This is a genomic window from Leptolyngbya sp. BC1307, from assembly GCF_002286735.1.
Classification (GTDB): Bacteria; Cyanobacteriota; Cyanobacteriia; order Phormidesmidales; family Phormidesmidaceae; genus Phormidesmis.
In genome coordinates, this window is record NZ_NRTA01000022.1 from 35,767 (window position 1) to 58,345 (window position 22,579).

24 protein-coding genes are annotated in these 22,579 nt (G+C 55.2%); 10 read left to right on the forward strand and 14 right to left on the reverse strand.

Features of this window, described 5'->3' with window-relative positions; translation table 11 throughout:
• Window positions 1-28: 28 nt before the first annotated feature.
• On the reverse strand, window positions 29-922 hold the full coding sequence (locus tag CKL79_RS13130; RefSeq protein WP_121970030.1) for a tetratricopeptide repeat protein: 894 nt from the start codon (window positions 920-922) through the stop codon (window positions 29-31).
• Between the two features lie 71 nt (window positions 923-993).
• On the opposite strand from CKL79_RS13130, the gene CKL79_RS22900 reads away from it, so the two are divergent.
• Together CKL79_RS22900 and CKL79_RS13135 are read left to right on the forward strand one after the other, a co-directional pair.
• Window positions 994-1,227 carry a hypothetical protein gene (locus tag CKL79_RS22900; protein ID WP_141242208.1) on the forward strand — a complete coding sequence of 78 codons (234 nt, stop codon included), beginning with the start codon at window positions 994-996 and terminating at the stop codon, window positions 1,225-1,227.
• A 207-nt stretch (window positions 1,228-1,434) separates the two neighbouring features.
• Window positions 1,435-2,613 (forward strand): hypothetical protein, encoded by a 1,179-nt coding sequence (locus CKL79_RS13135; RefSeq protein ID WP_121970031.1) that lies wholly within the window; start codon window positions 1,435-1,437, stop codon window positions 2,611-2,613.
• A 46-nt stretch (window positions 2,614-2,659) separates the two neighbouring features.
• Here CKL79_RS13135 and CKL79_RS13140 read toward each other — a convergent pair whose 3' ends face one another.
• From CKL79_RS13140 to hemW, 5 genes are all read right to left on the reverse strand, one after another.
• Window positions 2,660-3,841, reverse strand: coding sequence for a homocysteine biosynthesis protein (locus CKL79_RS13140; RefSeq protein ID WP_121970032.1), 1,182 nt, complete (start codon window positions 3,839-3,841; stop codon window positions 2,660-2,662).
• Window positions 3,842-3,869: 28 nt separating this feature from the next.
• Window positions 3,870-4,064 carry a hypothetical protein gene (locus tag CKL79_RS13145; RefSeq protein WP_121970033.1) on the reverse strand — a complete coding sequence of 65 codons (195 nt, stop codon included), beginning with the start codon at window positions 4,062-4,064 and terminating at the stop codon, window positions 3,870-3,872.
• 12 nt (window positions 4,065-4,076) lie between these two features.
• Window positions 4,077-5,042, reverse strand: a complete 966-nt coding sequence (prmA, locus tag CKL79_RS13150; protein WP_121970034.1) for a 50S ribosomal protein L11 methyltransferase — start codon at window positions 5,040-5,042, stop codon at window positions 4,077-4,079.
• A 21-nt stretch (window positions 5,043-5,063) separates the two neighbouring features.
• On the reverse strand, window positions 5,064-6,644 hold the full coding sequence (gene serA / locus CKL79_RS13155) for a phosphoglycerate dehydrogenase (protein WP_121970035.1): 1,581 nt from the start codon (window positions 6,642-6,644) through the stop codon (window positions 5,064-5,066).
• Between the two features lie 150 nt (window positions 6,645-6,794).
• Window positions 6,795-8,144 (reverse strand): radical SAM family heme chaperone HemW, encoded by a 1,350-nt coding sequence (gene hemW / locus CKL79_RS13160; RefSeq protein ID WP_121970036.1) that lies wholly within the window; start codon window positions 8,142-8,144, stop codon window positions 6,795-6,797.
• Window positions 8,145-8,205: 61 nt separating this feature from the next.
• Between hemW and CKL79_RS13165 the strand changes: the two genes are divergently transcribed.
• Window positions 8,206-9,291 (forward strand): PIN/TRAM domain-containing protein, encoded by a 1,086-nt coding sequence (locus tag CKL79_RS13165; RefSeq protein WP_121970037.1) that lies wholly within the window; start codon window positions 8,206-8,208, stop codon window positions 9,289-9,291.
• Window positions 9,292-9,601: 310 nt separating this feature from the next.
• On the opposite strand, the gene CKL79_RS13170 is transcribed toward CKL79_RS13165, so the two are convergent.
• Window positions 9,602-9,901 (reverse strand): ferredoxin, encoded by a 300-nt coding sequence (locus tag CKL79_RS13170; RefSeq protein WP_121970038.1) that lies wholly within the window; start codon window positions 9,899-9,901, stop codon window positions 9,602-9,604.
• A 186-nt stretch (window positions 9,902-10,087) separates the two neighbouring features.
• Here CKL79_RS13170 and purL point away from each other — a divergent pair, with 186 nt between their 5' ends.
• Both purL and purF read left to right on the forward strand, forming a co-directional pair.
• Window positions 10,088-12,412 (forward strand): phosphoribosylformylglycinamidine synthase subunit PurL, encoded by a 2,325-nt coding sequence (gene purL, locus CKL79_RS13175; protein WP_121970039.1) that lies wholly within the window; start codon window positions 10,088-10,090, stop codon window positions 12,410-12,412.
• Window positions 12,413-12,742: 330 nt separating this feature from the next.
• Window positions 12,743-14,257 carry an amidophosphoribosyltransferase gene (gene purF / locus CKL79_RS13180; protein WP_121970040.1) on the forward strand — a complete coding sequence of 505 codons (1,515 nt, stop codon included), beginning with the start codon at window positions 12,743-12,745 and terminating at the stop codon, window positions 14,255-14,257.
• A 162-nt stretch (window positions 14,258-14,419) separates the two neighbouring features.
• Here the strand turns inward: purF and CKL79_RS13185 are convergent, their stop codons facing one another.
• The gene (locus CKL79_RS13185) at window positions 14,420-14,884 is read right to left on the reverse strand and encodes a 2TM domain-containing protein (protein ID WP_121970041.1); all 465 of its coding nucleotides are present in this window, start codon (window positions 14,882-14,884) and stop codon (window positions 14,420-14,422) included.
• A 257-nt stretch (window positions 14,885-15,141) separates the two neighbouring features.
• On the opposite strand from CKL79_RS13185, the gene CKL79_RS13190 reads away from it, so the two are divergent.
• Window positions 15,142-15,519 (forward strand): CU044_2847 family protein, encoded by a 378-nt coding sequence (locus CKL79_RS13190; RefSeq protein WP_121970042.1) that lies wholly within the window; start codon window positions 15,142-15,144, stop codon window positions 15,517-15,519.
• A gap of 45 nt (window positions 15,520-15,564) precedes the next feature.
• Here the strand turns inward: CKL79_RS13190 and clpP are convergent, their stop codons facing one another.
• Window positions 15,565-16,170, reverse strand: coding sequence for an ATP-dependent Clp endopeptidase proteolytic subunit ClpP (clpP, locus tag CKL79_RS13195; RefSeq protein ID WP_121970043.1), 606 nt, complete (start codon window positions 16,168-16,170; stop codon window positions 15,565-15,567).
• A 253-nt stretch (window positions 16,171-16,423) separates the two neighbouring features.
• Here clpP and CKL79_RS13200 point away from each other — a divergent pair, with 253 nt between their 5' ends.
• On the forward strand, window positions 16,424-17,089 hold the full coding sequence (locus CKL79_RS13200) for an SDR family oxidoreductase (RefSeq protein WP_121970044.1): 666 nt from the start codon (window positions 16,424-16,426) through the stop codon (window positions 17,087-17,089).
• 11 nt (window positions 17,090-17,100) lie between these two features.
• On the opposite strand, the gene CKL79_RS13205 is transcribed toward CKL79_RS13200, so the two are convergent.
• Window positions 17,101-17,598 carry a hypothetical protein gene (locus CKL79_RS13205; protein ID WP_121970045.1) on the reverse strand — a complete coding sequence of 166 codons (498 nt, stop codon included), beginning with the start codon at window positions 17,596-17,598 and terminating at the stop codon, window positions 17,101-17,103.
• 105 nt (window positions 17,599-17,703) lie between these two features.
• On the opposite strand from CKL79_RS13205, the gene petN reads away from it, so the two are divergent.
• The 3 genes from petN (at window position 17,704) to CKL79_RS13220 (ending at window position 19,534) form a co-directional block, all read left to right on the forward strand.
• Window positions 17,704-17,793, forward strand: coding sequence for a cytochrome b6-f complex subunit PetN (petN, locus tag CKL79_RS13210; RefSeq protein WP_121970046.1), 90 nt, complete (start codon window positions 17,704-17,706; stop codon window positions 17,791-17,793).
• Between the two features lie 78 nt (window positions 17,794-17,871).
• Window positions 17,872-18,054: a hypothetical protein gene (locus CKL79_RS13215; protein ID WP_121970047.1), complete on the forward strand. Its 183-nt coding sequence runs from the start codon at window positions 17,872-17,874 to the stop codon at window positions 18,052-18,054.
• A gap of 64 nt (window positions 18,055-18,118) precedes the next feature.
• The gene (locus tag CKL79_RS13220) at window positions 18,119-19,534 is read left to right on the forward strand and encodes a 16S rRNA (cytosine(967)-C(5))-methyltransferase (RefSeq protein ID WP_121970048.1); all 1,416 of its coding nucleotides are present in this window, start codon (window positions 18,119-18,121) and stop codon (window positions 19,532-19,534) included.
• A gap of 49 nt (window positions 19,535-19,583) precedes the next feature.
• On the opposite strand, the gene CKL79_RS13225 is transcribed toward CKL79_RS13220, so the two are convergent.
• From CKL79_RS13225 to malQ, 4 genes are all read right to left on the reverse strand, one after another.
• Window positions 19,584-19,805, reverse strand: coding sequence for a hypothetical protein (locus CKL79_RS13225; RefSeq protein ID WP_121970049.1), 222 nt, complete (start codon window positions 19,803-19,805; stop codon window positions 19,584-19,586).
• Between the two features lie 38 nt (window positions 19,806-19,843).
• Window positions 19,844-20,635, reverse strand: coding sequence for a YdcF family protein (locus CKL79_RS13230; protein ID WP_121970050.1), 792 nt, complete (start codon window positions 20,633-20,635; stop codon window positions 19,844-19,846).
• A 29-nt stretch (window positions 20,636-20,664) separates the two neighbouring features.
• Complete coding sequence (locus tag CKL79_RS13235) at window positions 20,665-20,991, reverse strand: hypothetical protein (RefSeq protein ID WP_121970051.1); 327 nt, start codon at window positions 20,989-20,991, stop codon at window positions 20,665-20,667.
• A gap of 87 nt (window positions 20,992-21,078) precedes the next feature.
• Window positions 21,079-22,575 carry a 4-alpha-glucanotransferase gene (gene malQ, locus CKL79_RS13240; protein ID WP_121970052.1) on the reverse strand — a complete coding sequence of 499 codons (1,497 nt, stop codon included), beginning with the start codon at window positions 22,573-22,575 and terminating at the stop codon, window positions 21,079-21,081.
• Between the last annotated feature and the right edge of the window lie 4 nt (window positions 22,576-22,579).

The window sequence follows — 22,579 nt, forward strand, 5'->3', positions numbered from 1 at the left end:
GATCGTTCTTAATTTATTTTATTAGCTGCTATTCGGCGGCTGGCGCTTCGGCTTCATCGGGGCTCTCACCGGCTGCGTCGCCACTGGGAGAGGGCGCAGTTGGGGTAGCGCCCGTCTTTTCATCAATCAGCTGCTGAACGCCATCTTTATATTGAGTTGGCGTCAGGGCTAGGGCTTGATCAAAGAGCGCGGTAGCTTCAGTAGTTTTTCCCTGCTCTTGTAGGACGAGGGCTTTGGCCAGCGTCGGGCGAAAATCGGGCTGAGTGGGCGTAGCGGATTGGGCATCGGCGATCGCCTCATCATAAATTTTCAGCGCTTGGTCATAGTTCTGCTGCTCCACATACACCTGACCTAGCAGCAGCTTCACTGAGAGCTTATCAATGCTGCCGGGGGTAAGCTCATTGGTCTGGTCGGCAGTCGTGAGGGTATCTTGCAGCAGCCCAATGGCTGCTTCTGAGCGCTCCTGACTGATTAGCAGCGCCACTAACCCTTCTAGCGCCGGTACGCTGCCAGGTGTTTGCGTCAGCACGCGGCGATAGACTTGCGCGGCCCCTTCTAAATCGCCTAGCTGCTGTTTGGTTTGGGCAAGAGCGATCGCATACTCAGGCGTCTCAGGTCTCAGATTAGCCAAGCGCTCCAGCGGCTCGACCGTCCCCTCCAGGTCACCCAGGGCGATTTTGGCTTCAATCAGGCCAATCAAGGCAGTTTCGTTTTCGGGTTCCCGCTCTAGCACGGCGGTATAGCCATCAATCTGCCCCTGAAGCTTAGTCGCCTGGTCAGCAGCCGTTTGGGTTTGAGATGGATTCGCCTGCTGACTAGAGGAGCGACCGTTAAAAGCAAATAGCACTGGCACCGCGACAAACGCCGCCACAGCTAGAATTAGTACTCCTCTCACTAGCCAGCTATCGCGTTTCAAAGTCACAGCACTTTCCTCAGAAGATCTATTTATCAAAATAACTTGCTCATACTAACCCTAACCTTTCCCTTTATCACTTGCCCGATAACTTACCGCAGCAGATCGAACCATTTGAACGGGATCACTCAGCAGCAGCCGGAAAAAAGGTACGGATTCGCTTCGGTATGGATGAACTATTAGTCACTGGATTTCGCCAGACGACAAGGCGTTTACCCCTACTTAAAGCTGATTTTCAAGGTTTTTCGCAGGCAGGTGTGCCCTTTGCAACAAGAACCGTGAACTATCAGGCTGAAGGCAACTGCCTGCGCTAGCCTGAGAGCTAAACGACCCCTCGGAATTGGATGAAGACTCGTTAAGCTGCCTGTAAAACAGGACTAAGCGCAGACGAGAAAGTAGCCAATGCCATAAACCAGATTTGGCGCTGATGTTAACCTGGTTTAAAAAGTGACGTCGGTTTTTTGCTTCGTCATTTTTTTACCATCAGTGCCGCAGGTACAGTTTCAGGAGTTTGAGGATTGATGAGTTCTGCCGCTAGTCGCCCCCCACAGTCAGTTAGCCAGTCAGTCAGCCAATCGGTCAGCCAATCGGTCAGCCAATCGGTCAGCCAGTCAGTCAGCCAATCTTCGGAGCAGCCGACTGCGGCATCTGCCCAAAATGGCACTACCGCTGCTTCCTCCTCCGACCCCACCCCTGACCGATCAGTCAGTCAGGCCGCTGAGCAGGCCAAAAAAGAAGCCAGCCTGCGTCAGCCGCCGCGCCGTCCTCAGCTCATAGGGCCACCCTCCCGGCCCAAGCCGCCTGCTGCCCCTGCACCCGAGCCAACTCCAGCGCCAGTCAGTAGTGATCCGCCCGCGCCCGCTGAGCCCGCCCGCATCGGCCCGATCTCACCGCCGAGTGAGCGTATGCAATACCGGGCGATCGGCCTGCTCAAAGGAAAATACGTCGCATCCGAAGAGCAGTTTAACCGGGGCGATATCGCCGCTGAAGACGGCACGCTAATCGACGCGGTGCTATTAGGGCGAGTGACGAGCCTGATCAAAAAGCATATTGATCTAGAGAAAGACCATCTCTGGGTAGTGTATCCCCGCACGCTATACAAAGACGACGAGTCGCCAGCGCTGCACGTACAGATCGTCGGCGTCTGGGAACCCGAAACGCTGAATGCCGACGATGATGACGAGACAGAAGCAGAACCAGCAGTTGATCCTAAGTATCTGTCTACCGCTGAAGCGGGAGAGCAAGCTGACATCTTTTCAGTTCGGGGTGAAATCGCTAAGTACGATGAGGAAAAGAGCGAAATCACTGTCAACATCGTTCAAAAAAGCAAGTCTGAAAACGTCAAGCCGAAGCGCCCCTTTAAGCTGCTGATTAGCGGTCTGCTGAACGGCAGAGCCACCGGCTATTTTTGGGACTTACAGGTAGAGCGCCAGGCTGGCCAGCTACTGCTCAAAGAATCCACTCAAATCGCCGTCGTACCGCCGAAGAGAAAAGCTAAAGACGCCCGTGGCAAAGGCGGAGATCGCCGCCGTTCGGCCCCAGCCGGTAAGCCGCGCAGCGCTGGCGCACCTGCCCCCAAGCCAGTGCCTAAGCCTAAATCTGCCGACAAACTGACTGACAAACCCGCTGAAACTGAGCCAGCCGCCCAAACTACTGACCAGACTACCCGTCAAGCGACAGAATCAACGATCACTGAGTAGTCTGCCGCACTGGCTCTGCATCCTGACTTTCTTCGACTAGCTGCGATTAACGCATGTCAAACTGGGGTCCCCAGCTGTCTTGGGGCAGGAAGCGAGTGTCAGTTGGGAGCGGGGCGATCGCTTCACTCAGCAAAAACTCCCCATCGTCAATTCGCTGCTTTAGATCCAAAGCAACCTGCTGAGCCAGGTAAAGGCTAGACAGGGGCGCGGTGCGGACGGGTCTGCCATCCAGCACAATTTTGCCCGACTTGAGCTGGGCGTAGGTGACCAGGCCAAAGGTGGGGCGCACTCGCCGAGGAATAGAAAAATCAACCACGGGGGCGACCAGGTCTTCATCGCGGACGGCGCAGTGGGCCAGCACCTGCTCATTGAGGATGGGAATGGGCACGCCGACGCCGAGCATCATCGAGGGGCCGTAGCCTTTGAAGTAGCAGCCGCGCACCCAGTGAGCATCCATGCGTTTGGCGTCACCGATCAGGGCAAGAGTGGCCGCCGGGCCGATGGGGGCGCGGTTGGGTAGGCGGCGCTGTAGGGGGAAGTGTTGGGTGCCCTCCCAGGCGATATAGCCTTCGCCGCCACCGAGCAAAATCCGGGTGCCGATGCCGATGGTTTGCAGATCGGGGTCGTTGAGCAGGGGGGAAAGCGCGCCGCTATTGGCATAGACGGCGTTGCCGAGGCGGGGCTGTAGGGGGCCAAGGTAGGTAGCGAGGGGGCGATCGCCGCCATTCACCCCGACAATAAAATTTTGGTAGAGATTGCGCGGATTAAATAGGTAAAACTGATTGATGCGATCGCGCGTAATCGTCGTATCTAAGCTGGCCCGAGGGTAGCAGTCAGTCACCTGGCCGGTAGCCGTCAGCGTTACCGGTTTATCGGCGACCAGGTCGGCAATCACATGCCCGCCGCCGCGCTCCTCGGCATCGCCATCGCGTCCGGGCGTCACCATTTGTCCGGCCCCAATGTAGAGATCCACTGCGCCAAAGCCCGCGTAGGCCAACACGCCCTCTAAATGACACTCGACAATTTTGATCGGCGGGTCAGTGTGGCCCAGGTTGAGCATGGCCCCGGAGCCTTCCATCGGCTCAAAGGTGCCGGTAGTGATGACATCGACGGTTTTAGCGGCTTGGGCAATGCCAATTTCAGCGATCCGAGCCTTAGCGTCAGTAATCGTCCAAACGGTGGCCTTCCCCTGGCGAATTTTGTCGTTGATGTCGGCAACTGTACGCATGGGGAAGTATTCCTTTGGTGAATCTCTTTTAAGGCGTTTTCTTTAAAATACTCACCAATCCGATACCAAACACGAAGCTAGGCAGCAGCACGATCGCGATCGCCCACTGATTGAGGTTGTCAGCCGCTGGTAACGGCAGCAGCGGCCCACCATACTTCACTAGCAGGCTCAGCACCGCCGAAATCACAATGACTTTAAGAAGAAAGCTAGCGGTGTCATTCATAGTGGGGAAGCGCTACAGACGCCGCTGAATGGTCATGGCACACCACTCATCTTGCTCAGTTAGGTCAACGACCTGCCAACCGCAGACGGTAAGGTGTCTCTCTACCCAGGGGGCTTTAGCCGTGAGTATACCGCTCAAAATGCCCCAGGTCGGCGGCTGACCAGCGGGGGCGGCGAGTTCTCCCAGGCGAGGAATAATTAGCGCCACGATAATTTCAGCGAGAATATTGCAAACGATGCCGTTCACCGGCTTGTCAGTCATCGCAATCACTTCAGGCAGACTGCCCAACTGCACCTGAAGCTGCTCTAAAGAAATGCCGTTAAGCTTAGCGTTGGCACGAGTAGAGGTTACCGCTAGGGGGTCAACGTCGGCGGCGTAAGCCCTGTTCGCTCCATAGAGTAACGCAGCAATAGAGAGAATACCTGAGCCGCAGCCAATGTCAGCAACGGTCGCACCTACTAGATCTTGCTTTTCTAATACCTTCAGGCAGAGCTGAGTTGTGGCATGAGCGCCCGTACCAAAGGCGCTACCCGGGTCGAGTGTGAGAATGGCGCGTTCGGTGGCCGGTGGGGTCATCCAGGCGGGGTTGATCAAGAGGCGATCTCCAATCTCCTCTGCCTGCCAATGCGTCTTCCAACTGCTGGCCCAGTCTTCATCGGCAATCAATCGCCAGCTTACCCGTACATCCGGTAGATTGCCCTCCGCAGCATTCTGGTTCAAGGTCGCCTGTAGCGCCTCAAAATCCGACGGTTGATATTGGCTCTGGAGCAAATATGCGGTCACCGTACAGTCACCATTCTGTTGCTGGCTGGCAGTGCCTTTGCTGCCCATCTGCTCAAACTGCCAATAGACGCTGTCTTCTAACGCCGGGGAGCAGGCGACGCTGACGGCCCACCATTGATTATTTAAAGCACTTCCTGAAGGGCTCGCCGATGGATTGACCGGTGAATTAACCGATGGTTTATTTGAAATTGTCATGCAACTTTTGAACAGCGTTACCTAGAGCGCGACCGTATAAGCGTCACGAATACCCGGCTCTTTTTTGATCTCGCTCAAAATGCCGTCGGGCAGCGGATCGTCAATGCTGAGCACCATCACCGCGTCGCCACGAACAATTTTACGACCGACCTGCATACTGGCGATATTGACATTGAAGCTGCCCAGCAGCGAGCCGATTTTGCCGATAATCCCCGGCATGTCGCGGTGCAGGGTAAAGAGCATGTACTTAGTCGGTGGCACGTTGATAGGAAAGTTGTCCATATCAATGATGCGGACTTCGCTGCCGCCTAGCAGCACGCCCGTCACCGAATGCTGACCCAGAGAGCCGGTTGCCGACAGGTAGAGCGAGCCGGTGTAGTCTTCAGCGCTGGTATCACGGGTTTCCACAACGCGAATGCCGCGCTCTTTGGCCTCAATCGAGGCGTTGACGTAGTTGACTCGTTCTTGCAAAGCGTTGGACAGCAGCCCTTTTAGTGCCGCGATCACAATTGGCTTGGTGTCATTCTGAGCCAGTTCTCCTTGCAATCGGATATCCAGCGCTTCGATGCGACCACCCGCGAGCTGACCGACGAAGTTGCCCAGCGTTTCAGCCAGCCGCAGATAAGGACGCAGTTTTTCTAAGACATCGGGCCGCAGTCCAGGAATGTTAACCGCTGAGCGGGCCGGTAGACCGATGAGGACATCGCGGATTTGTTCGGCGACATCTACTGCAACGTTGACTTGAGCTTCGGCGGTAGAAGCACCCAGGTGAGGGGTTAGGACGATCGCTTTGCCCTGCGATCGCAAAGCAGATTCTCCCAGTGGCTCTTGCTCATACACATCCAGCGCTGCGCCTGCAATCACACCGTCTGCCAGCGCCTGAGCCAGCGCCGCTTCGTCAATAATGCCGCCGCGAGCGCAGTTGACAATGCGAGCCGTGGGCTTCATTTTGGCCAGCGCTTCGGCGTTGATCAGATGGGTGGTCTCTGAGGTTTTGGGAATGTGCAGAGTGATGTAGTCCGATTCGCGCAGCAGCAGGTCCATCTCGACTAGACGACAGCCCAGTTCTTCAGCGCGATCGCTCGAAATAAACGGGTCAAAAGCCAGCAGATTCATCCCCATCGCCCGAGCGACCGTAGCGACATGTGAGCCAATTTTGCCCAGGCCAACCACACCCAGCGTTTTTTTATAAACTTCTACGCCGGTATAGGCTTTGCGATCCCACTCACCGGCCTTTACCGATTGATTGGCCGCTGGGATGTAGCGCGACATGGAGAGCATCATTGCCAAAGCATGTTCGGCAGCGGCAATCGTGTTGCCCTCAGGAGAATTGACGACGACAATGCCGCGACGAGTGGCCGCAGTCACATCCACATTGTCTACCCCAACCCCAGCCCGGCCAATAATTTGGAGCTTTTCACCCGCCTCAATTACCGCCTGAGTGACCTTAGTCCCCGAGCGAATCATCAGAGCATCGTACTCTGGGATGAGCGCAATCAGCTCCTCTAGAGAAAGCTTGGTTTTGACATCGACACTGGCGACTTGAGAGAGAATATCCAGTCCGGCCTGGTCGATGGGGTCAGAGACGAGTACCTTGGGCATGAATTATCGAGAGGGGGAAACTTTAATTTTAAGACTTTGCACAGAGGCACATCTTACTGCAAAGCGGGGAGAGGACGTTATAGGGATGAGGGCGGAACGAGGAAGGATGAAGGGCGCTCAAATCCGTTTTACTGGCTATTGCCTACTGGTTTAGAGCGCTTCTAATGCATTAAAGGCATCGACGATAACCTGATTAGACATCAAAAAACCTTCGGGATCGCTCAGGCGGATGCGGCTGGTGGGTTTAAACTTCGTTACATTTTGGCCGAACGGAACATCTGCGTCAGGTTCAACGATGACCCACTGCTGGCGGATGTGAGGAGCGATCGCCTTTTCCAGCGCCTTCAGCCCCACCTCTCCATAGACCTGATTAACGCCTGCCAGAGAAATGCCCTGCTTTAGCCGTAGGCCCACCATAATGCTCTCTAGCACACGCTCCGAAAGAGGCAGAACCGGATCTGAAGCCTGGCCTCCCTGCGCGACAAAATCTGCCACCCACTGCCGATAGGTACGCTGAGTGCGGGGCCGATCAATCCGCTGATGATTGAGATAGCTGGTCGCGCCCATGCCAAAGCCATAGCAGGGCTGAGCCCGCCAGTAAGTGAGATTGTGCCGCGCCTCGTAGCCGGGTTTGGCATAATTACAAATTTCGTAATGGTCGTAGCCGCTGTCCGTCAGTAGGGTCTGGGCCGTGCGGTACATCTGAGCAGTGGCCTCATCGCTGGGCAAAGGCGCTTCACCTGGAGAAAAGTAGCGAGCAAAGGCGGTTTGGGGCTCAACGATCAGATCGTAGTGAGAAAGGTGAGTGGGGTTGAGAGCGATCGCCTGCTCTAAAGACACCTGCCAGTCGTCGTCGGTTTGGTGAGGCAAGCCCGAGATCAGGTCAAAGCTAAAATTTGCGATCTGAGCCTGCTGCAAAAGTTCGACGGCGTGAAAAATGTCGCCGCGCCGATGAAAGCGTCCGCTAGCGGCTAAAACGTGATCTTGAAAAGCCTGCACGCCCAGACTGACGCGATTGACGCCAGCCGCCCGATAGCCCTGTAGGTGATCCCGTTCAAAAGTTGCCGGGTCCATCTCCATCGAAATTTCGGCAGTAGGCGCAATGCCAAAGCGCTGAGCGAGCGCGTGCAAAATTGCCTCTAGCTGCGGCACCGAGAGTAAAGATGGCGTGCCGCCCCCAAAAAAAACGGTTTTAAGCGCCGCGCCTGCTGCTGGGGTCGCCCGAATTTCTGCAATCAGCGTCTCCACATACTGGGCCATGGTGCCGGAGGTGTCGCCGCGCTTGTGTTGACCCACGACAGTCACGGCAAAGTCGCAGTAAAAGCAACGCCGCCGACAAAAGGGAATATGAACGTAAGCCGATGTTGCTGGAGGTGATTTGAACCAATCTCTAGACCAATCTCTGGCGATGCTGCGAGGGGAGGTTTCTGATAGCAAGATTACAAAAAATGCGATAAAGGGGGCGATCGCGAACCCACACCCTATAATAGCCGTAATCATAATCACATCAATGCTTTAGTGCTGGTGCCCCATCACCGCTCGCAGGCCCTATCCCCCGCTTATGCTCGACGCACTTATCATTCTTTCATTCGTCTTAACCGGGGCAGGCATCGGCTTTTTTAGCGTCGATTTCTTACCCGACTCTGCCCTACAGCAGGTGACCAATATCAAAGGCTTGGAGGCCGTGACCGGCGGCTTTGGGGCACTAGTCGGCATCGGCACGGGCCTGCTTGTACAAACCAGCTACCGGCGGCTAGAGCGGCAGATTCAAGACATGCCGCCCGATTTACTCCTCTCCCGAGCGGTCGGGCTAGTAATCGGTCTGCTGATTGCCAACTTAATGCTCGCACCTCTATTTTTACTGCCGATTCCTGAGAAATTTGGCTTTATTAAGCCGATAACGGCAGTGATGGGTAGTCTGCTGTTTGCCGTGTCGGGCATGAGCCTGGCTGAAACCAACGGGCGGGCTTTGCTCAGGCTGATCAATCCCAACAGCTATGAGACCATGCTGATCTCTGAAGGGACGCTCAAGCCTGCTAAAACTAAGGTGCTCGACACGAGCTGCATTATTGATGGCCGAATTGAAGATCTGCTGGAGACCGGCTTTATCGAAGGGCAACTGTTATTGCCGCAATTTGTGCTGCAAGAGCTACAGCGCGTAGCCGACTCTTCTAGTGACCAAAAACGAGCGCGAGGGCGCAGAGGGCTGGACATTCTCAATCGTATTCGTCAGGACTATCCTGACCGGGTGGTCATTGACCCGGCCGACTACGACAATATCAGCGCCGTCGATGCCAAGCTAGTCAAGCTTGCCCAGGAAATGAACGCCCAGCTGCTCACGACCGATTACAACCTCAACAAAGTCGCCAGCGTGCAGCAGGTCAGCGTCTTGAATATTAACGACTTAGCCAAAGCCATTCGCCCCAACTACCTGCCCGGCGACGACATTGCCATTAGAGTCCTCAAAGAAGGCAAAGAACCCTCTCAGGGCGTGGGCTATCTCAATGATGGCACGATGGTCGTGGTCGAAGAAGGGCAAGACTTCATCGGCGATGAGCTAGTCGTGGTGGTGACCGGCGCACTGCAAACATCAGCAGGCAGAATGATCTTCGCTCGGCCAGATCGTTCGGCGTTGGCCTCTTCTTAGGTTGCTTTGGTCTTTCTAGAAAAGCCCCATTGATTTGTTGCATACGCTGCACTACGCAGGGACAGCGCCGTGAAGCGTGGTTGTGAATAGGCCGTGAGTCTGTTGCGCAGGCAGCTACGCAGCTAGTAGTGTCTTGATTGGAAAATGACCGAGGGCTGAGCGCAGTCGAAGCCCGGCTGGGTTGTGGCTTCGGCTACGCTCAGCAAGCGGAATGTGTCAGTACCCGAGCCCTGAGCGTAGTCGAAGGGCAGTTTACTTGACAGCAAGCCTCTTATCTTTCGCGCAAGTCCTTAACTGAGCCCCACAAACCTTACACCAGTGCTTCTTCTTGATGCGTTTGAATAGTGCAGTCGGAAGTGGGGTAGGCCACGCAGGTGAGCACGAAGCCTTCTTCGATTTGGTCTTCTTCTAAAAAGACCTGATCGGACTGATCGACGGTGCCGGAGACCATTTTGCCGGTGCAGCTAGAGCAAGAGCCCGCACGGCAGGAGGCGGGCAAGTCGATACCGGCTTCTTCAGCGGCTTCGATGATGTACATGTCATCAGCACATTCAATCGTTTCGTTGATGCCTTCGTCTTCGTTGATGAGTGTGACTTTGTAAGTCGCCATGGGAAACCCTCTGAATAGATATTGATGCGCATTAACTACTTAAACAATAGTTAAGCTTTCATCACAATACACCGCAGGCTGCGACGCCGGAATAGGCATAAAGGTAGGGACTGACAACGGTGCTTTCCATAGCGCGATAAGATAGATAGCTGTTTCTCATCGCTGCGATCGCCCTCAGCCGCCCCTATGTCTTCCCCCGCTTGCTCGCCTGAAGAAATCGCCTCAGAAGGGCTAAAACCCGACGAGTACGCAGAAATTGTCCGGCGCTTGGGCCGTCACCCCAACCGGGCTGAGCTAGGCATGTTCGGCGTGATGTGGTCAGAGCACTGCTGCTATAAGAACTCAAGGTCGCTGCTGAGTCAGTTTCCGACTGAGGGCGATCGCATCTTAGTCGGCCCCGGCGAAAACGCAGGCGTGATCGATGTCGGCAACGGCATGCAGGTCGCTTTTAAGATCGAATCTCACAATCATCCGTCTGCAATTGAACCTTTTCAGGGCGCAGCGACCGGCGTAGGCGGCATTTTGCGAGACATTTTCACCATGGGCGCAAGACCGATTGCCGCGCTGAATTCTCTGCGCTTTGGCAATTTGGACAGTGCTCGCACCCGGCAAATTTTTACGGGCGTGGTCTCAGGGATTGCGCACTATGGCAACTGCTTTGGGGTGCCCACCGTCGGCGGCGAAGTCTCCTTCGATGAGGCTTACAGCGGCAATCCGCTGGTGAATGCGATGGCCATCGGCCTGATGGAAATCCCAGAGATTATGAAATCTGGCGCGGTGGGTATCGGCAACCCGGTGCTGTACGTTGGCTCCACGACCGGGCGCGACGGCATGGGCGGGGCCAGCTTTGCCAGCGCTGAGCTGAGCGATGAATCCGAGGCGAATCGACCGGCTGTGCAAGTGGGCGATCCGTTTTTAGAAAAGTCTCTGGTCGAGGCTTGTTTAGAAGCGTTCAAAACAGGCGGTGTGGCAGCGGCGCAGGATATGGGCGCAGCGGGCATTACCTGCTCTACAGCAGAGATGGCGGCAAATGGCGGCGTCGGCATTGAGCTAGATCTTGACCTGATTCCTGCACGCGAACCGGGGATGGTGCCCTACGAGTATCTGCTTTCAGAATCTCAGGAGAGAATGCTGTTTGTTGCTCATGCGGGCCGCGAGCAGGAACTGATTGAAATTTTTCATCGCTGGGGTCTGCAAGCGGTGGTCGCAGGTTCGGTGATTGAAGAACCTATCGTGCGAATTTTGTTTGAAGGGAGCGTGGCGGCGGAGATACCGGCGAAAGCGCTGTCGGACAATACGCCGATTTACAAGCGGGAGCTGATGAAGGAGCCGCCTGAGTACGCGCAGAAGGCTTGGGCCTGGCAGGAGAGCGATTTGCCTGAGGCGACGATTGCCGGCATTGACGGTAAATCCTGGAAACAGATTTTGCTGAACTTGCTTAGCTCGCCGACAATTGCCTCTAAGCAGTGGGTATACCGCCAGTATGACCACCAGGTGCAAAACAATACGGTGACCATGCCAGGTGGGGCAGATGCGGCGGTAATCCGGCTCCGCTCTCAAATCACCCCAGATCCCAAAGCCAATGCGGGCCTCGCCGCTACCGTGGACTGCAACGCCCGCTACGTATACCTCAACCCCTACGAAGGAGCCTTAGCCGCCGTCGCCGAAGCCGCCCGCAACCTGAGCTGTGTTGGCGCAGAGCCCGTGGCCGTCACCGACAACCTCAACTTTGGCAGTCCCGAAAAGCCGGTGGGCTACTGGCAGCTTGCCGAAGCTTGCCGGGGACTGGCGGAGGGCTGTCGCGGTTTCTCTACACCTGTGACGGGCGGAAACGTATCGCTCTATAACGAAACCTTAGATAGCAATGGCAAGCCGCAGCCGATCTACCCCACGCCTGTAGTCGGTATGGTGGGCCTGATTGACGATTTGACGAAGGTTTGTGGGCAGGGATGGCAGGCTGAGGGCGATCTGATTTACTTGCTGGGCTTGGGCGCAGAGAGGACGGGCGACAGCAACGTCACGCTCGGCGGATCTGAATATCTCAAGGTCATTCACCAAACCGTGGCGGGACAGCCGCCCAAAGTTGATATCGAACTGGAACTGAAGGTGCAGGCCGCCTGTCGTTATGGCATTCGTCAGGGGTGGATTCATTCGGCGCATGACTGCGCGGAAGGGGGACTGGCGATCGCCCTCGCTGAGTCCTGCATCAGCGGCCAAAAAGGGGCAACCATCACCCTGCCTAACTCTCGACTTCGACGAGACACATTACTCTTTAGCGAGGGCGGTGCCCGCATTTTAGTCACCGTTTCCCCCCAGTATCAGGCTGCCTGGGAGAGTTACTGTCAGACGCACCTGCCTGACCTGCAGCAGATCGGTAGCGTAAGAGCAGCATCCGCGCCCCTGACTATTCAAAAAGGGGACAGTGAGACCTTGATTTCGCTGGCAGTTGCCGACTTAGACGACGCTTGGAGCCACGCGATTGAGAGAGCCCTAGCCAAAAGCAGCTCGTAAATAACAGGTTCAGTAGAGCGTAAACCCGGCCCTGAGACAACCGTGAAAACAGTCTTCAAAAAGCAAATCTGCACAGGGCAGATCTACACACTGCAGATCTGCCCGGCCATCGCGGCAGGGAATGATAGGATCTGAGCGTCAGTTTAACAAAACATTAAATTAAGCTAAACCCGCCGTAACTTAGCCTTTCTCTGTCATTAATTTTATCTGAGCGGTTTCCAGCCGTTTAAAGGCGGTCTTCTTTGTTAGAAGAGTAGTAGTAGATAAATTAACCGATACTCAGTTTTCGTTGGTTTCGTTCGTTGGTTTCGTTGGAGTTTCAACCCGAGCATGTCCCAGTTCCCTGATCCTGCTGTCAATCTTGAGCGCCCCACTCTAGCGGAACGACCCGATAAACCAGAGGAAGCCTGCGGCGTATTCGGCGTTTATGCCCCCGCCGAAGCAGTCGCGACACTCACCTACTTCGGCCTATATGCGCTGCAGCACAGAGGGCAAGAATCAGCAGGCATTGCCGCTTTTGACCAGGGCCAGGTACATCAGCATAAGGGCATGGGTCTGGTCTCGCAAGTCTTCACTGACGATGTACTCAAAGAGATTCCGGGGCAGTGGGCAGTCGGCCACACGCGCTATTCAACAACGGGATCTAGCCACGCGGCCAATGCGCAACCAGCCGTCTTAGAATCGCGGCTCGGTAAGCTGGCGCTGGCGCACAATGGCAATATCGTTAACGTCAACAGCCTAAGACAGGACCTGCTGAAGCGCGACTACAACTTGGTCACGACTTCCGATTCGGAGCTGATTGCGATCGCCCTGATGGAAGCAGTCAACGACGGCAAAGATTGGATTGAGGGCGCGATCGCTGCTTTCAAACGTTGCGAAGGCGCTTTTAGTCTGGTGATTGGCACATCTGCTGGCATTATCGCTGCCCGCGACCCGCACGGTATTCGGCCATTGGTGCTGGGCTACATGGGGAGTCAGGAGCCAGAAGCGCAGGAGAAGGGCTATGGCCCTGGTAATTTTGTCGTAGCTTCAGAGACTTGCGGGCTTGATATTGTCGGCGCGACCTACCTGCGTGATGTGGCCCCCGGCGAGCTGATCTGGATTGACAGTACCGGCATCAAGTCGGTGCAGTGGGCGCATGCCGAGCGCAAGCTGTGCGTCTTTGAAATGATTTACTTTGCCCGGCCCGACAGCCAGTTTCACGGCGAGAGCCTGTATAGCTACCGCAAGCGCATTGGCCAGAGGCTAGCGCAGGAGTCGCCCGCCGATGTCGATCTGGTGATGGCCGTCCCGGATTCGGGCGTACCCGCCGCCATTGGCTACTCAGAAGCTTCCGGCATTCCCTACGCCGAGGGCCTGATCAAAAACCGCTATGTTGGCCGCACCTTCATTCAGCCCACCCAAGCCATGCGAGAAGCCGGCATTCGCATGAAGCTCAACCCCATGCGCGACGTGCTAGAAGGCAAGCGTATTTTAATCGTAGACGACTCGATTGTGCGCGGCACTACCAGTCGCAAGCTGATTAAAATGCTGCGCGATGCCGGGGCGACAGAAGTGCATATGCGCATTTCTTCGCCGCCAGTGACCCATCCCTGCTTTTACGGCATTGATACCGACAATCAAGATCAGCTGATTGCCGCGACCAAGTCAGTAAAAGAGATTGAAGCGCAGCTAGGCGCGGATTCTCTGGCATACCTGAGTTGGGAAGGCATGTTAGAAGCCACCGCAGTCGATGTCAACAGCTTTTGCTCCGCTTGCTTTACCGGTAACTACCCGATTGATATTCCTACTCAGGTGAAAAGCGCCAAGCTTTTGTTGGAGAAGGTTCCGGCGGAGGTTGGGTGAGGGCTGGCTTGGGATGGGAGGCAGGAGGCAGGAGACAGAAAACAGGAGACAGAAAACAGGAGTACAGTTAGTTACGATCTTTGGCTTCTGAAAAATTGCCTTCTGACTGTTCGCTCAGGCAATTTTTCCTAGCTGCAGCTATTACTCTTTCGAGACGGCTGTTCAGGCGTTCAGCAGACGGCTGAACAAGTTGCTCATTGACTGCTTTACCTGCTGCCGCCGCCGCCAGTTTTCAAAATCTTTTTGGTACTTGAAGCCCGACGACTGATAGGCTTTCCAGCCGTGCAGTGCCAGAACAATTCCCCAGGTTAATGCCACAAAAGCCGCGATTCCGTAGCCGCCTGCGAGCAAATTGAGCAGGAGCAAAAAGCCGTTAAAGATGCCGTAGCGAATCAGGTGATGCTGGAACTTTTGACGACGCTCCTGGTTGAACAGCATCTGCTGAGTCGATTCGCTCTTTAGGGCAATCCACTCGCGCTCGGCTGTCCAGAGGGTCTCGGGGGCGATGTTGAGTTCGGAAGCAATTTCAGCAAGCTGCAGGCGGGTGAGTTCGCCAGATTCGGTTTCTTTGGCGATCGCAATCTGCAAAATCTGCTGAGCGTCCTCGCTAGCGTATAGGTCGGCCATGGCGGGTTCGGGCTAAAGGTGGGTAAAAGGGGCAGTTCCCTCTATTTTATAGACAATTTTTCTGGCGATGCGTAGTGAGGAAAACCAGATCGCAACTTAACGACATCTTTTGCTACTCATTCGCAGCGACAAAATTTGATGCTAGCTCAGCTCACCGGGAGAACTCTGGGGGAACTCTAAGCGCAACGTGAAGCTCGTCACATCATCTTGCGAAGCTTCACCTGTTTCTACACTCGCATCTACACCAGGAAATTTTCATGGCTCAGCTTGTCCCTATTCGGCTAGAAGACGGTACCGAGATCTATATCGAGGCAACCGAAAACGTCGATGTGCCGCCCGCTGCCCCGTTTGGTAACGAACTCGAAGAGGGGGAGTCTTACCGAGGTGGGGCAAAAGGCGGCGGCAGTGCAGCGGTGATTGCCGCCCAAAGCTTCAAAGCCATCGAGAGCACCATTCGCACCTATACGACCCACACGCTCAGCGCCTTTAAAGATATGGCTTATGCCGATGTCAAAAAAGTTACGCTCCAGTTTGGCATTCGCATAGGTGGTGAGGCCGGGGTGCCCTACGTCACTAAAGGCACTGCCGAGAGCAATCTCAGCATTACGGTCGAGTGCGCTTTCGATAAAAACTAACGCCTGACCGCTCTGCCTCTGACTACTCCACTACGCTAGGGCGACCTACTCCACTACGCTAGGGCGACTGCCCACTGCATGCCGGTCAATCACCTGGTCTACCAGGCCATATTCCATTGCCTCTTGCGGCGACATGAAGAAATCGCGCTCGGTATCTTCTTTGATCTTCTCTAGAGTCTGACCGGTATGCTTGGCCATCGCCTCGTTCAGCATGGTCTTCAGATACAAGATCTCTTTGGCCTGAATCTCAATATCAGTGGCCTGCCCCTGAGCGCCGCCCGACGGTTGGTGAATCATCACTCGCGCGTTGGGCAAGATCATCCGCTTGCCTTTGGCCCCTGCGCTGAGTAGGAATGCTCCCATACTGGCTGCTAGGCCGACACAAATAGTCGCCACATCGGGTCGGATGTGGTTCATCGTGTCGTACAGTCCGAGGCCCGCAGAGACAGAGCCACCGGGAGAATTGATGTACAGGTAGATGTCTTTTTCGGGGTCGTCGGATTCTAAAAAGAGCATTTGGGCGACAATCAGGTTCGCGGAGTCAGCGGTGACTTCCTGACCCAAAAAGATAATGCGCTCTCTGAGCAGGCGCGAATAAATGTCAAAGGCGCGTTCGCCGCGACCCGATTGCTCAATAACGGTGGGAATCATTAGCAGCTACTCAAGCTATGCGTTTTTCTGATTGTACAGACTTCACCCCGCTCTTTGCTGAGGTTTTCAGGGTGTGGATAACCCGAAATTATAGAGATTGGGCACTCGTGAGGCGATTGATTGGTCGGCAATAGGTTGAGGGATGCTGCGATCGCAAAAAGATGTCATATTTAAATCTATCCAGCCTACGGACTGCGAACTTCAAATTTTTAACATCGTCGCTTGTAAGCACTTCCTTATTAGCACCTAACCTATGAGTCAGATCTTTTTAGCGGGGGCCAGTCGGGGCGTCGGGCGCGAGATTGCCAAACAGCTCGTTGCTAGAGGCCATCAGGTGATCGCTCTACTGCGCAGCGACCAGGCCAAGGCAGAACTCACAGCGATGGGGCTAACCGTCGTTAAAGGCGATGCGCTAGAGGCGGCGGCAATGATTGAGGCGATCGCCGCTCATCCGCCCGATGCAGTCATCAGCACCATCGGCGGCTTACCCGAAGACGGCAGCACCCGAGCTGACTTTTTAGGTAACAAGCATCTGATCGATGGCGCGGTAGCAGCGCAGGTCAAGCGGTTTATTCTAATCAGCTCAATTGGCAGCGGGGATAGTGCCCAGGCGCTGCCGCCCAATGTGCTAGAGGTGCTCGGGGCCGTGCTTGAAGAAAAAGCGCAGGCTGAAGACTATCTGCGTGAGAGCGGGCTGGCCTATACCGTCATTCGTCCGGGCGGGTTACTGTCTGGGTCGGCCACGGGTGAAGAGGTGCTGACAGAAGATGTCACCGTCGCAGGCTCCATTCCCCGAGCGGCAGTAGCTCGTTTGGCCGTGCGCTGCCTGGAAAGTGACCGGGCCGTCAATAAAACCTTCTCCGCGATTGACCTCTCAATGCAGCGGTCTAAAACTGATTTTGAGCAAGCTGAGCTGTAGGGGCCGGTGGCCTAATCGAGCGGCTTTACAAGCTTGCGGCCAATTGCCCAGTCCAGGGTGTAGCGAGCAGCGGCAAACCATAGGAAGCTCTCGCCAGTGATGAGCAGCCAGGGGAGGAAAGCAAAGCTGTCATTCCAGGCAGCTTCGATTTGAGCTAGCGACCGGGTTAAAGCAAACGCTCCCACCGCGCCGCTACCCAAATGTAAGTTGTCATCTTGACGGACGATATAGCGATAGGTCACACCAAAAAAGAAGCCTGAGCACAGAGCCACCGCCAAATTGACCAGATAGGCCCACAGACTATGCGGCAGCGCTAGGGGAAACGCAATAGCGCTAGCATGAGATAGCAGGCTCACGCCGATCAGCGCCATTTCTACCAGACCCACGGCGATCACACCCAAAAGCCCGGCTTTAATAGACTCTAGCCGCGCCGCTGCGATATCCATGTCGGCAGCGGTGCAATTAGGAGGGATCGGGGCGGCGACATTTGGGCCTTTTAACTGGCTCATCTCTTAGGTTTGTCTCTCAGCGGCTGATTTCGTTTGCTTACTTTTAAGCCGGACTAACTTTACCGTATGATAGAAGGTGAAGAGTTTTTGCTTTAGAGCGTTCATATGGATATTGTGACACTGGGCTGGGTTTCGCTGCTGGGCTGTTTTACCTTTTCTATCTCTATGGTGGTCTGGGCTCGCAACGGCTTCTAAATAAGCTGGCTTAGCATCTGAGCGATCGCCCTGATAGGTCGCCTCCATTCCTTCTGTCGAGTTCTTGAGTAATACATTTTGGCTTCTTTAGTAGATACCGCCCTGCAAAATCAGCTGCTTGCTATTTTGGCGCTGCTGTCTTTTATCTTGCTAGTGGTCGTGACCGGGGGCGTCATTTATTTGACTGCCGTTGAATGGCGCGATCGCAGACGACGCGGCAGAGAAGCCAGTACGCTGCCGGGGCGGGCTAAGCGTAAATGAGCGTTTGATGCGATGGGAGTCAGTAGGCAGAAGTCAGTAGGCAGGAGTCAGCAGACAGGTTTTAATGACTCAAGAGATTGCGAAACCGATCATTCAAACCAAAGTAGGACAGGCCGCTAGGCAAACTGCTTTTGAAGCGCTCCGGGCGATTGATCGGGGCGCTTTTGCTGATGTCGTGCTAGACCGTCAGCTTAATCAGTCTCAGCTCAGCTCGCAAGATAAAGGGCTGGTCACTGAGCTGGTATATGGCACCGTCCGGCGCAGACGAACCTTAGACGCGCTGATTGATCAGTTTGGTAAACGCGAAGCGAGCAAGCAACCTGCCGACCTGCTACAGATTTTACGGCTGGGGTTCTACCAGCTACGCTACCTGACTCATGTGCCCGACCATGCGGTGGTCGATACCATGGTTAAAGTGGCTAAAGCGCAGCGCCTTGGGAAACTTAGCGGCGTGGTCAATGGCATGTTACGCCAGTACATTCGCCAGGCAGAAGGCCAGGCAGACAGACAGGCAGACAACCAGGTAGACGGTCAACCTGACCCGCTACAGCTACCGCCAGCCCCGACTGTGCGGCTTGGCATTTTACACAGCTACCCTGATTGGATTATCCGGGTGTGGCAGTCGATGCTGCCCGAGGCAGAAGTCGCGGCGCTGTGTGAATGGTTTAACCAGCCGCCTCAGCTAGATTTGCGGATTAATCTACGGCGCTACTCTCTGGCTGAAGCTCAAGCCATCTTTGCGACGGCAGGCGTTGAGACAGAACCGGTAACAGCGGTGCCGTCGGCTTTGCGATTAAAGGAACATCAGGGAGCGATCGCTCAGTTCCCCGGCTACACAGAAGGCTGGTGGGCCGTGCAGGACAGCAGCGCTCAGCTGGTTAGCTATTTACTCGACCCGCAGCCGGGGGAAACCATTATTGATGCCTGCGGTGCGCCGGGGGGTAAAAGCCTGCACATGGCAGAGCTGATGGGCGATCAGGGAACGGTATGGAGCTGCGATCGCACCGCCGCCCGCACCAAAAAAATTCAGCAAAATATTGACCGACTCGGGCTCACCGCCGTCCGCCCGCTGATGTGCGATAGCCGCGATCAGCCTACGTTTGCTGCTAAGGCTGACCGTGTGCTGCTAGATGTGCCCTGCTCAGGGCTCGGTACGCTGCACCGTCATGCCGATGCTCGCTGGCGACAAACCCCAGACTCGGTAGCGGGCCTGGTGACTTTGCAAAGGCAGCTATTGAGCCACGTTGCCACCTGGGTCAAGCCGGGCGGCATCATGGTCTATGCAACCTGTACGCTGAATATCGAAGAAAACGAAGCGCAAATTCAGTGGTTTTTAAAAGAGCATCAAGGCTGGCAAATAGAGCCGCCGCCGCCAGAATTTAGCCAGATAGCGACAGCACCCGGCTGGATCAAAGTGTGGCCTCATCATCAGCAGATGGACGGTTTCTTTATGGTGAAGCTACGGGCATCCGAGGGTTGAACCTCTGGAAGTCTCTAAGCTTCTCCAAAGTTTCTAAGCTTCTCCAAAGCTAAGCGCGGTTCCAGAACCAGCCAAAGAGATTGGTGTCATTCGCCATCGCTTGGTGCTCAGCCTGAACCTGCCGCGCAGCTTCGTAATACCACTGACAGTATTCTTCATGAGCCTGACGGCGCTCTACTTCCAGACGAAATTCTTGCGCCGCCTGATGCAGGTCTAAGGCGTCTGCTTGCCACTGAACGTCTGCTGATTTGGGTAAAAGATATTCAAACATACGGCAAGGGGCTTTCTTTGCTGGTTTTATCCTAGCGGCTACACCCACCCTCGCAGACGATAAATCACCAGCCCCACATATTCTTTTAGCGCCCGAGTAAATTGGCTCAGGGCTTCAGCCTCAGGCAGTAAGGAGAGTATTCGTCCTTCGACTGTGGCGATCGCCTGCCCGTATGATTCAGTTGGGACGAGATAGTCAGTAGGGGCCGGAATCACATTGATGCCGAGCTTTTTGAAGATGGCGACAGCGCGGGGCATATGTATAGCCGAGGTGACTAACAGCACGGAATCTATTGACTGCGCTTTAAGAATTTTTTGGACGTTGACAGCGTTCTGGCGCGTGTTTAGAGAGCGGCCTTCGAGCACAATGGCCGATTCTGGCACATTCATTGCCAGCGCAAAGGCTTTCATGTCGTCTGCTTCGGAAGGGCCACCGCCGACGCGCCAGGTCACTCGCCCGCCGCTGAGAATCAGCTTAGGAGCCTTCTTTTGGTTGTAGAGCCGTGCGCCGTAGAGAATGCGATCGCCCCCTTCGGACACCTCTACCCACGGACGCGGGGCCAGGGCTGGCTGAGTTGCCCCGCCCAGTACCACAATCGCATCGGCAGTGAGCACCGGATCAGGCGGAAAATAGCGCCATTCTAAAGTGCTGACAAACTTACCGCTGACAATAGGGTTGCTGCTGAAAAAGAGGATGAGTAGGGCGGAGGCGATCGCCATCGCAGCCCGCTTGGGCCGAGGCCACAGCCACACCAAGCCCAATATCAGCAGCAAGCTACTTAGACCCAATGGATAGACAAATAGCGGCAGCAGCTTGGAGAGAAAAAACATATTGAATGAGCGACGCTAGCGCAGAAGACCTACTTTACCCGCCGATCTCGGGCTCGCTTCTGACGCTCTATGTAGCGCTGCTTGGCCTTGTTCGTCTTCATAAAAGGCACCTCCCAGCGAGGGTTCACATCGGAGCCGTCGGGATTAGGCCGGATGAGCTTGTCGGTAGGCGGCATGCCTTTGGGTGTTTGAGGCGCACCGCCTTTCACCTGTGACCAGGCCGACAGCAGCCCGCCCGCAACGCCCCCAATCGCCCCAAACAAAATGCTAAAGGGCACCGGATACCTGAGCAGGACAAACACTAGCAAAAACACCAGCCAAAGCCGCAGGGCCGCTGGAATAATTAAATCAGCCACGGTGATTAAAATTGATTCCGGTTGAGTGCCCTCAATATAGCAGGCGCAGAGCGCAGCTCGAAGAAGCTCCGTGCGGTTGCTAACGGACTACAGTCGGCTGTAGATGCGGGTGAGTTCGCGCAGGCGATCGCCAATCCCATCCTCTAGCATCTCAGAGCTGTCATACCGCCAGCGCCAGTTGTTTGGAATCTTGCTGGGGTCATTCATCCGGGCACTACCGTCGAGGCTAAAAAGGTCTTGTAGCGGCACAATAGCCAGATCAGCCGGAGAGGCCAAAGCCGTGCGAATCAGCAGCCAGTTAATTTCTGAGATGTCGTCAGGGCTAGCATAGCCAAGATACTGCGCTAAAAACTGCTTCTCCTGCGGGTCAAGTGTCTGCCACCAGCCAATCGCCGTGTCATTGTCGTGGGTGCCAGAATAAACGATGCAGTTATTGACGTAGTTATGCGGCAGGTGCGGGCTGTCCGGGTCACCGCCAAAGGCAAACATGAGGATTTTCATACCGGGGAATTTGAAGCGATCGCGCAGCGCCTCCACCTCCGGCGTGATAATGCCCAAGTCTTCTGCCAGCACTGGTAAGTTACCCAGCTTCTCAGCCAGCGTCTCAAAGAACGCATCGCCCGGAGCCGTCACCCACTCACCATTCATCGCCGTTTCTTCACTCGCTGGCACCTGCCAGTAAGCTTCAAAGCCGCGAAAATGATCAACTCTGACCCAATCGACATACTGCAACGTCGCCTTAAAGCGCGAAATCCACCATTCAAAGCCAGACGCCTGACACTTCTCCCAGTCATAAACCGGATTGCCCCAAAGCTGGCCAGTGGCGCTGAAATAGTCAGGAGGAACACCTGCAATAAAGGCAGATTCTAGCGTTTGCGGATCGAGCTTAAATAGCTCGGGATGCGCCCATACATCTGAGCTGTTGTGACAGACATAGATAGAGACATCCCCAATGATCTGAATATTTTTCTCATTGGCGTAGCCGCGCAGCCACATCCACTGCTCAAAAAACTTGAACTGTACAAACCGGTGAAAGGCGATCTCTTGAGCAAGTTCTGCTGATTTAGCCTGCATCGCCTCCGGCTCGCGGCGGGCAATACTGGTCTCCCACTGGCTCCAGGGCTTGCCATCGTTCGCCTCTAGCAGCGCCATAAAGAGGACAAAGTCATCTAGCCACCAGGCTTGCTCCTGACAAAAACGGTCGTAGTCAGCGTTTTGCCCCCGCGATTGGAATCGCTCAAACGCCTGCCGCAGCAGCTCTGTCTTGTGAGGAATCACCCGGCTAAACTCAACGCGGCCTGGCCTAGCATTTTCTAGCGGCGGTACATCATCTAGCAATCCTTCATAGGCTAACTTTTCCAAGCTCACCATGAGCGGGTTACCCGCAAAGGCGCTGAAATTCATGGTGTAGGGTGAGTGATCGTAGCCGGTAGGGCCTAGCGGCAGTATCTGCCATAGGGTTTGTCCGCTGTCGGCCATAAAGTTAATAAACTCGTAAGCTGACTCACCCAAATCGCCGATGCCGTGGCGGCTAGGAAGGCTGGTAGGGTGCAAAAGAATGCCGCTGGCACGCTCAAATTTCATAGGG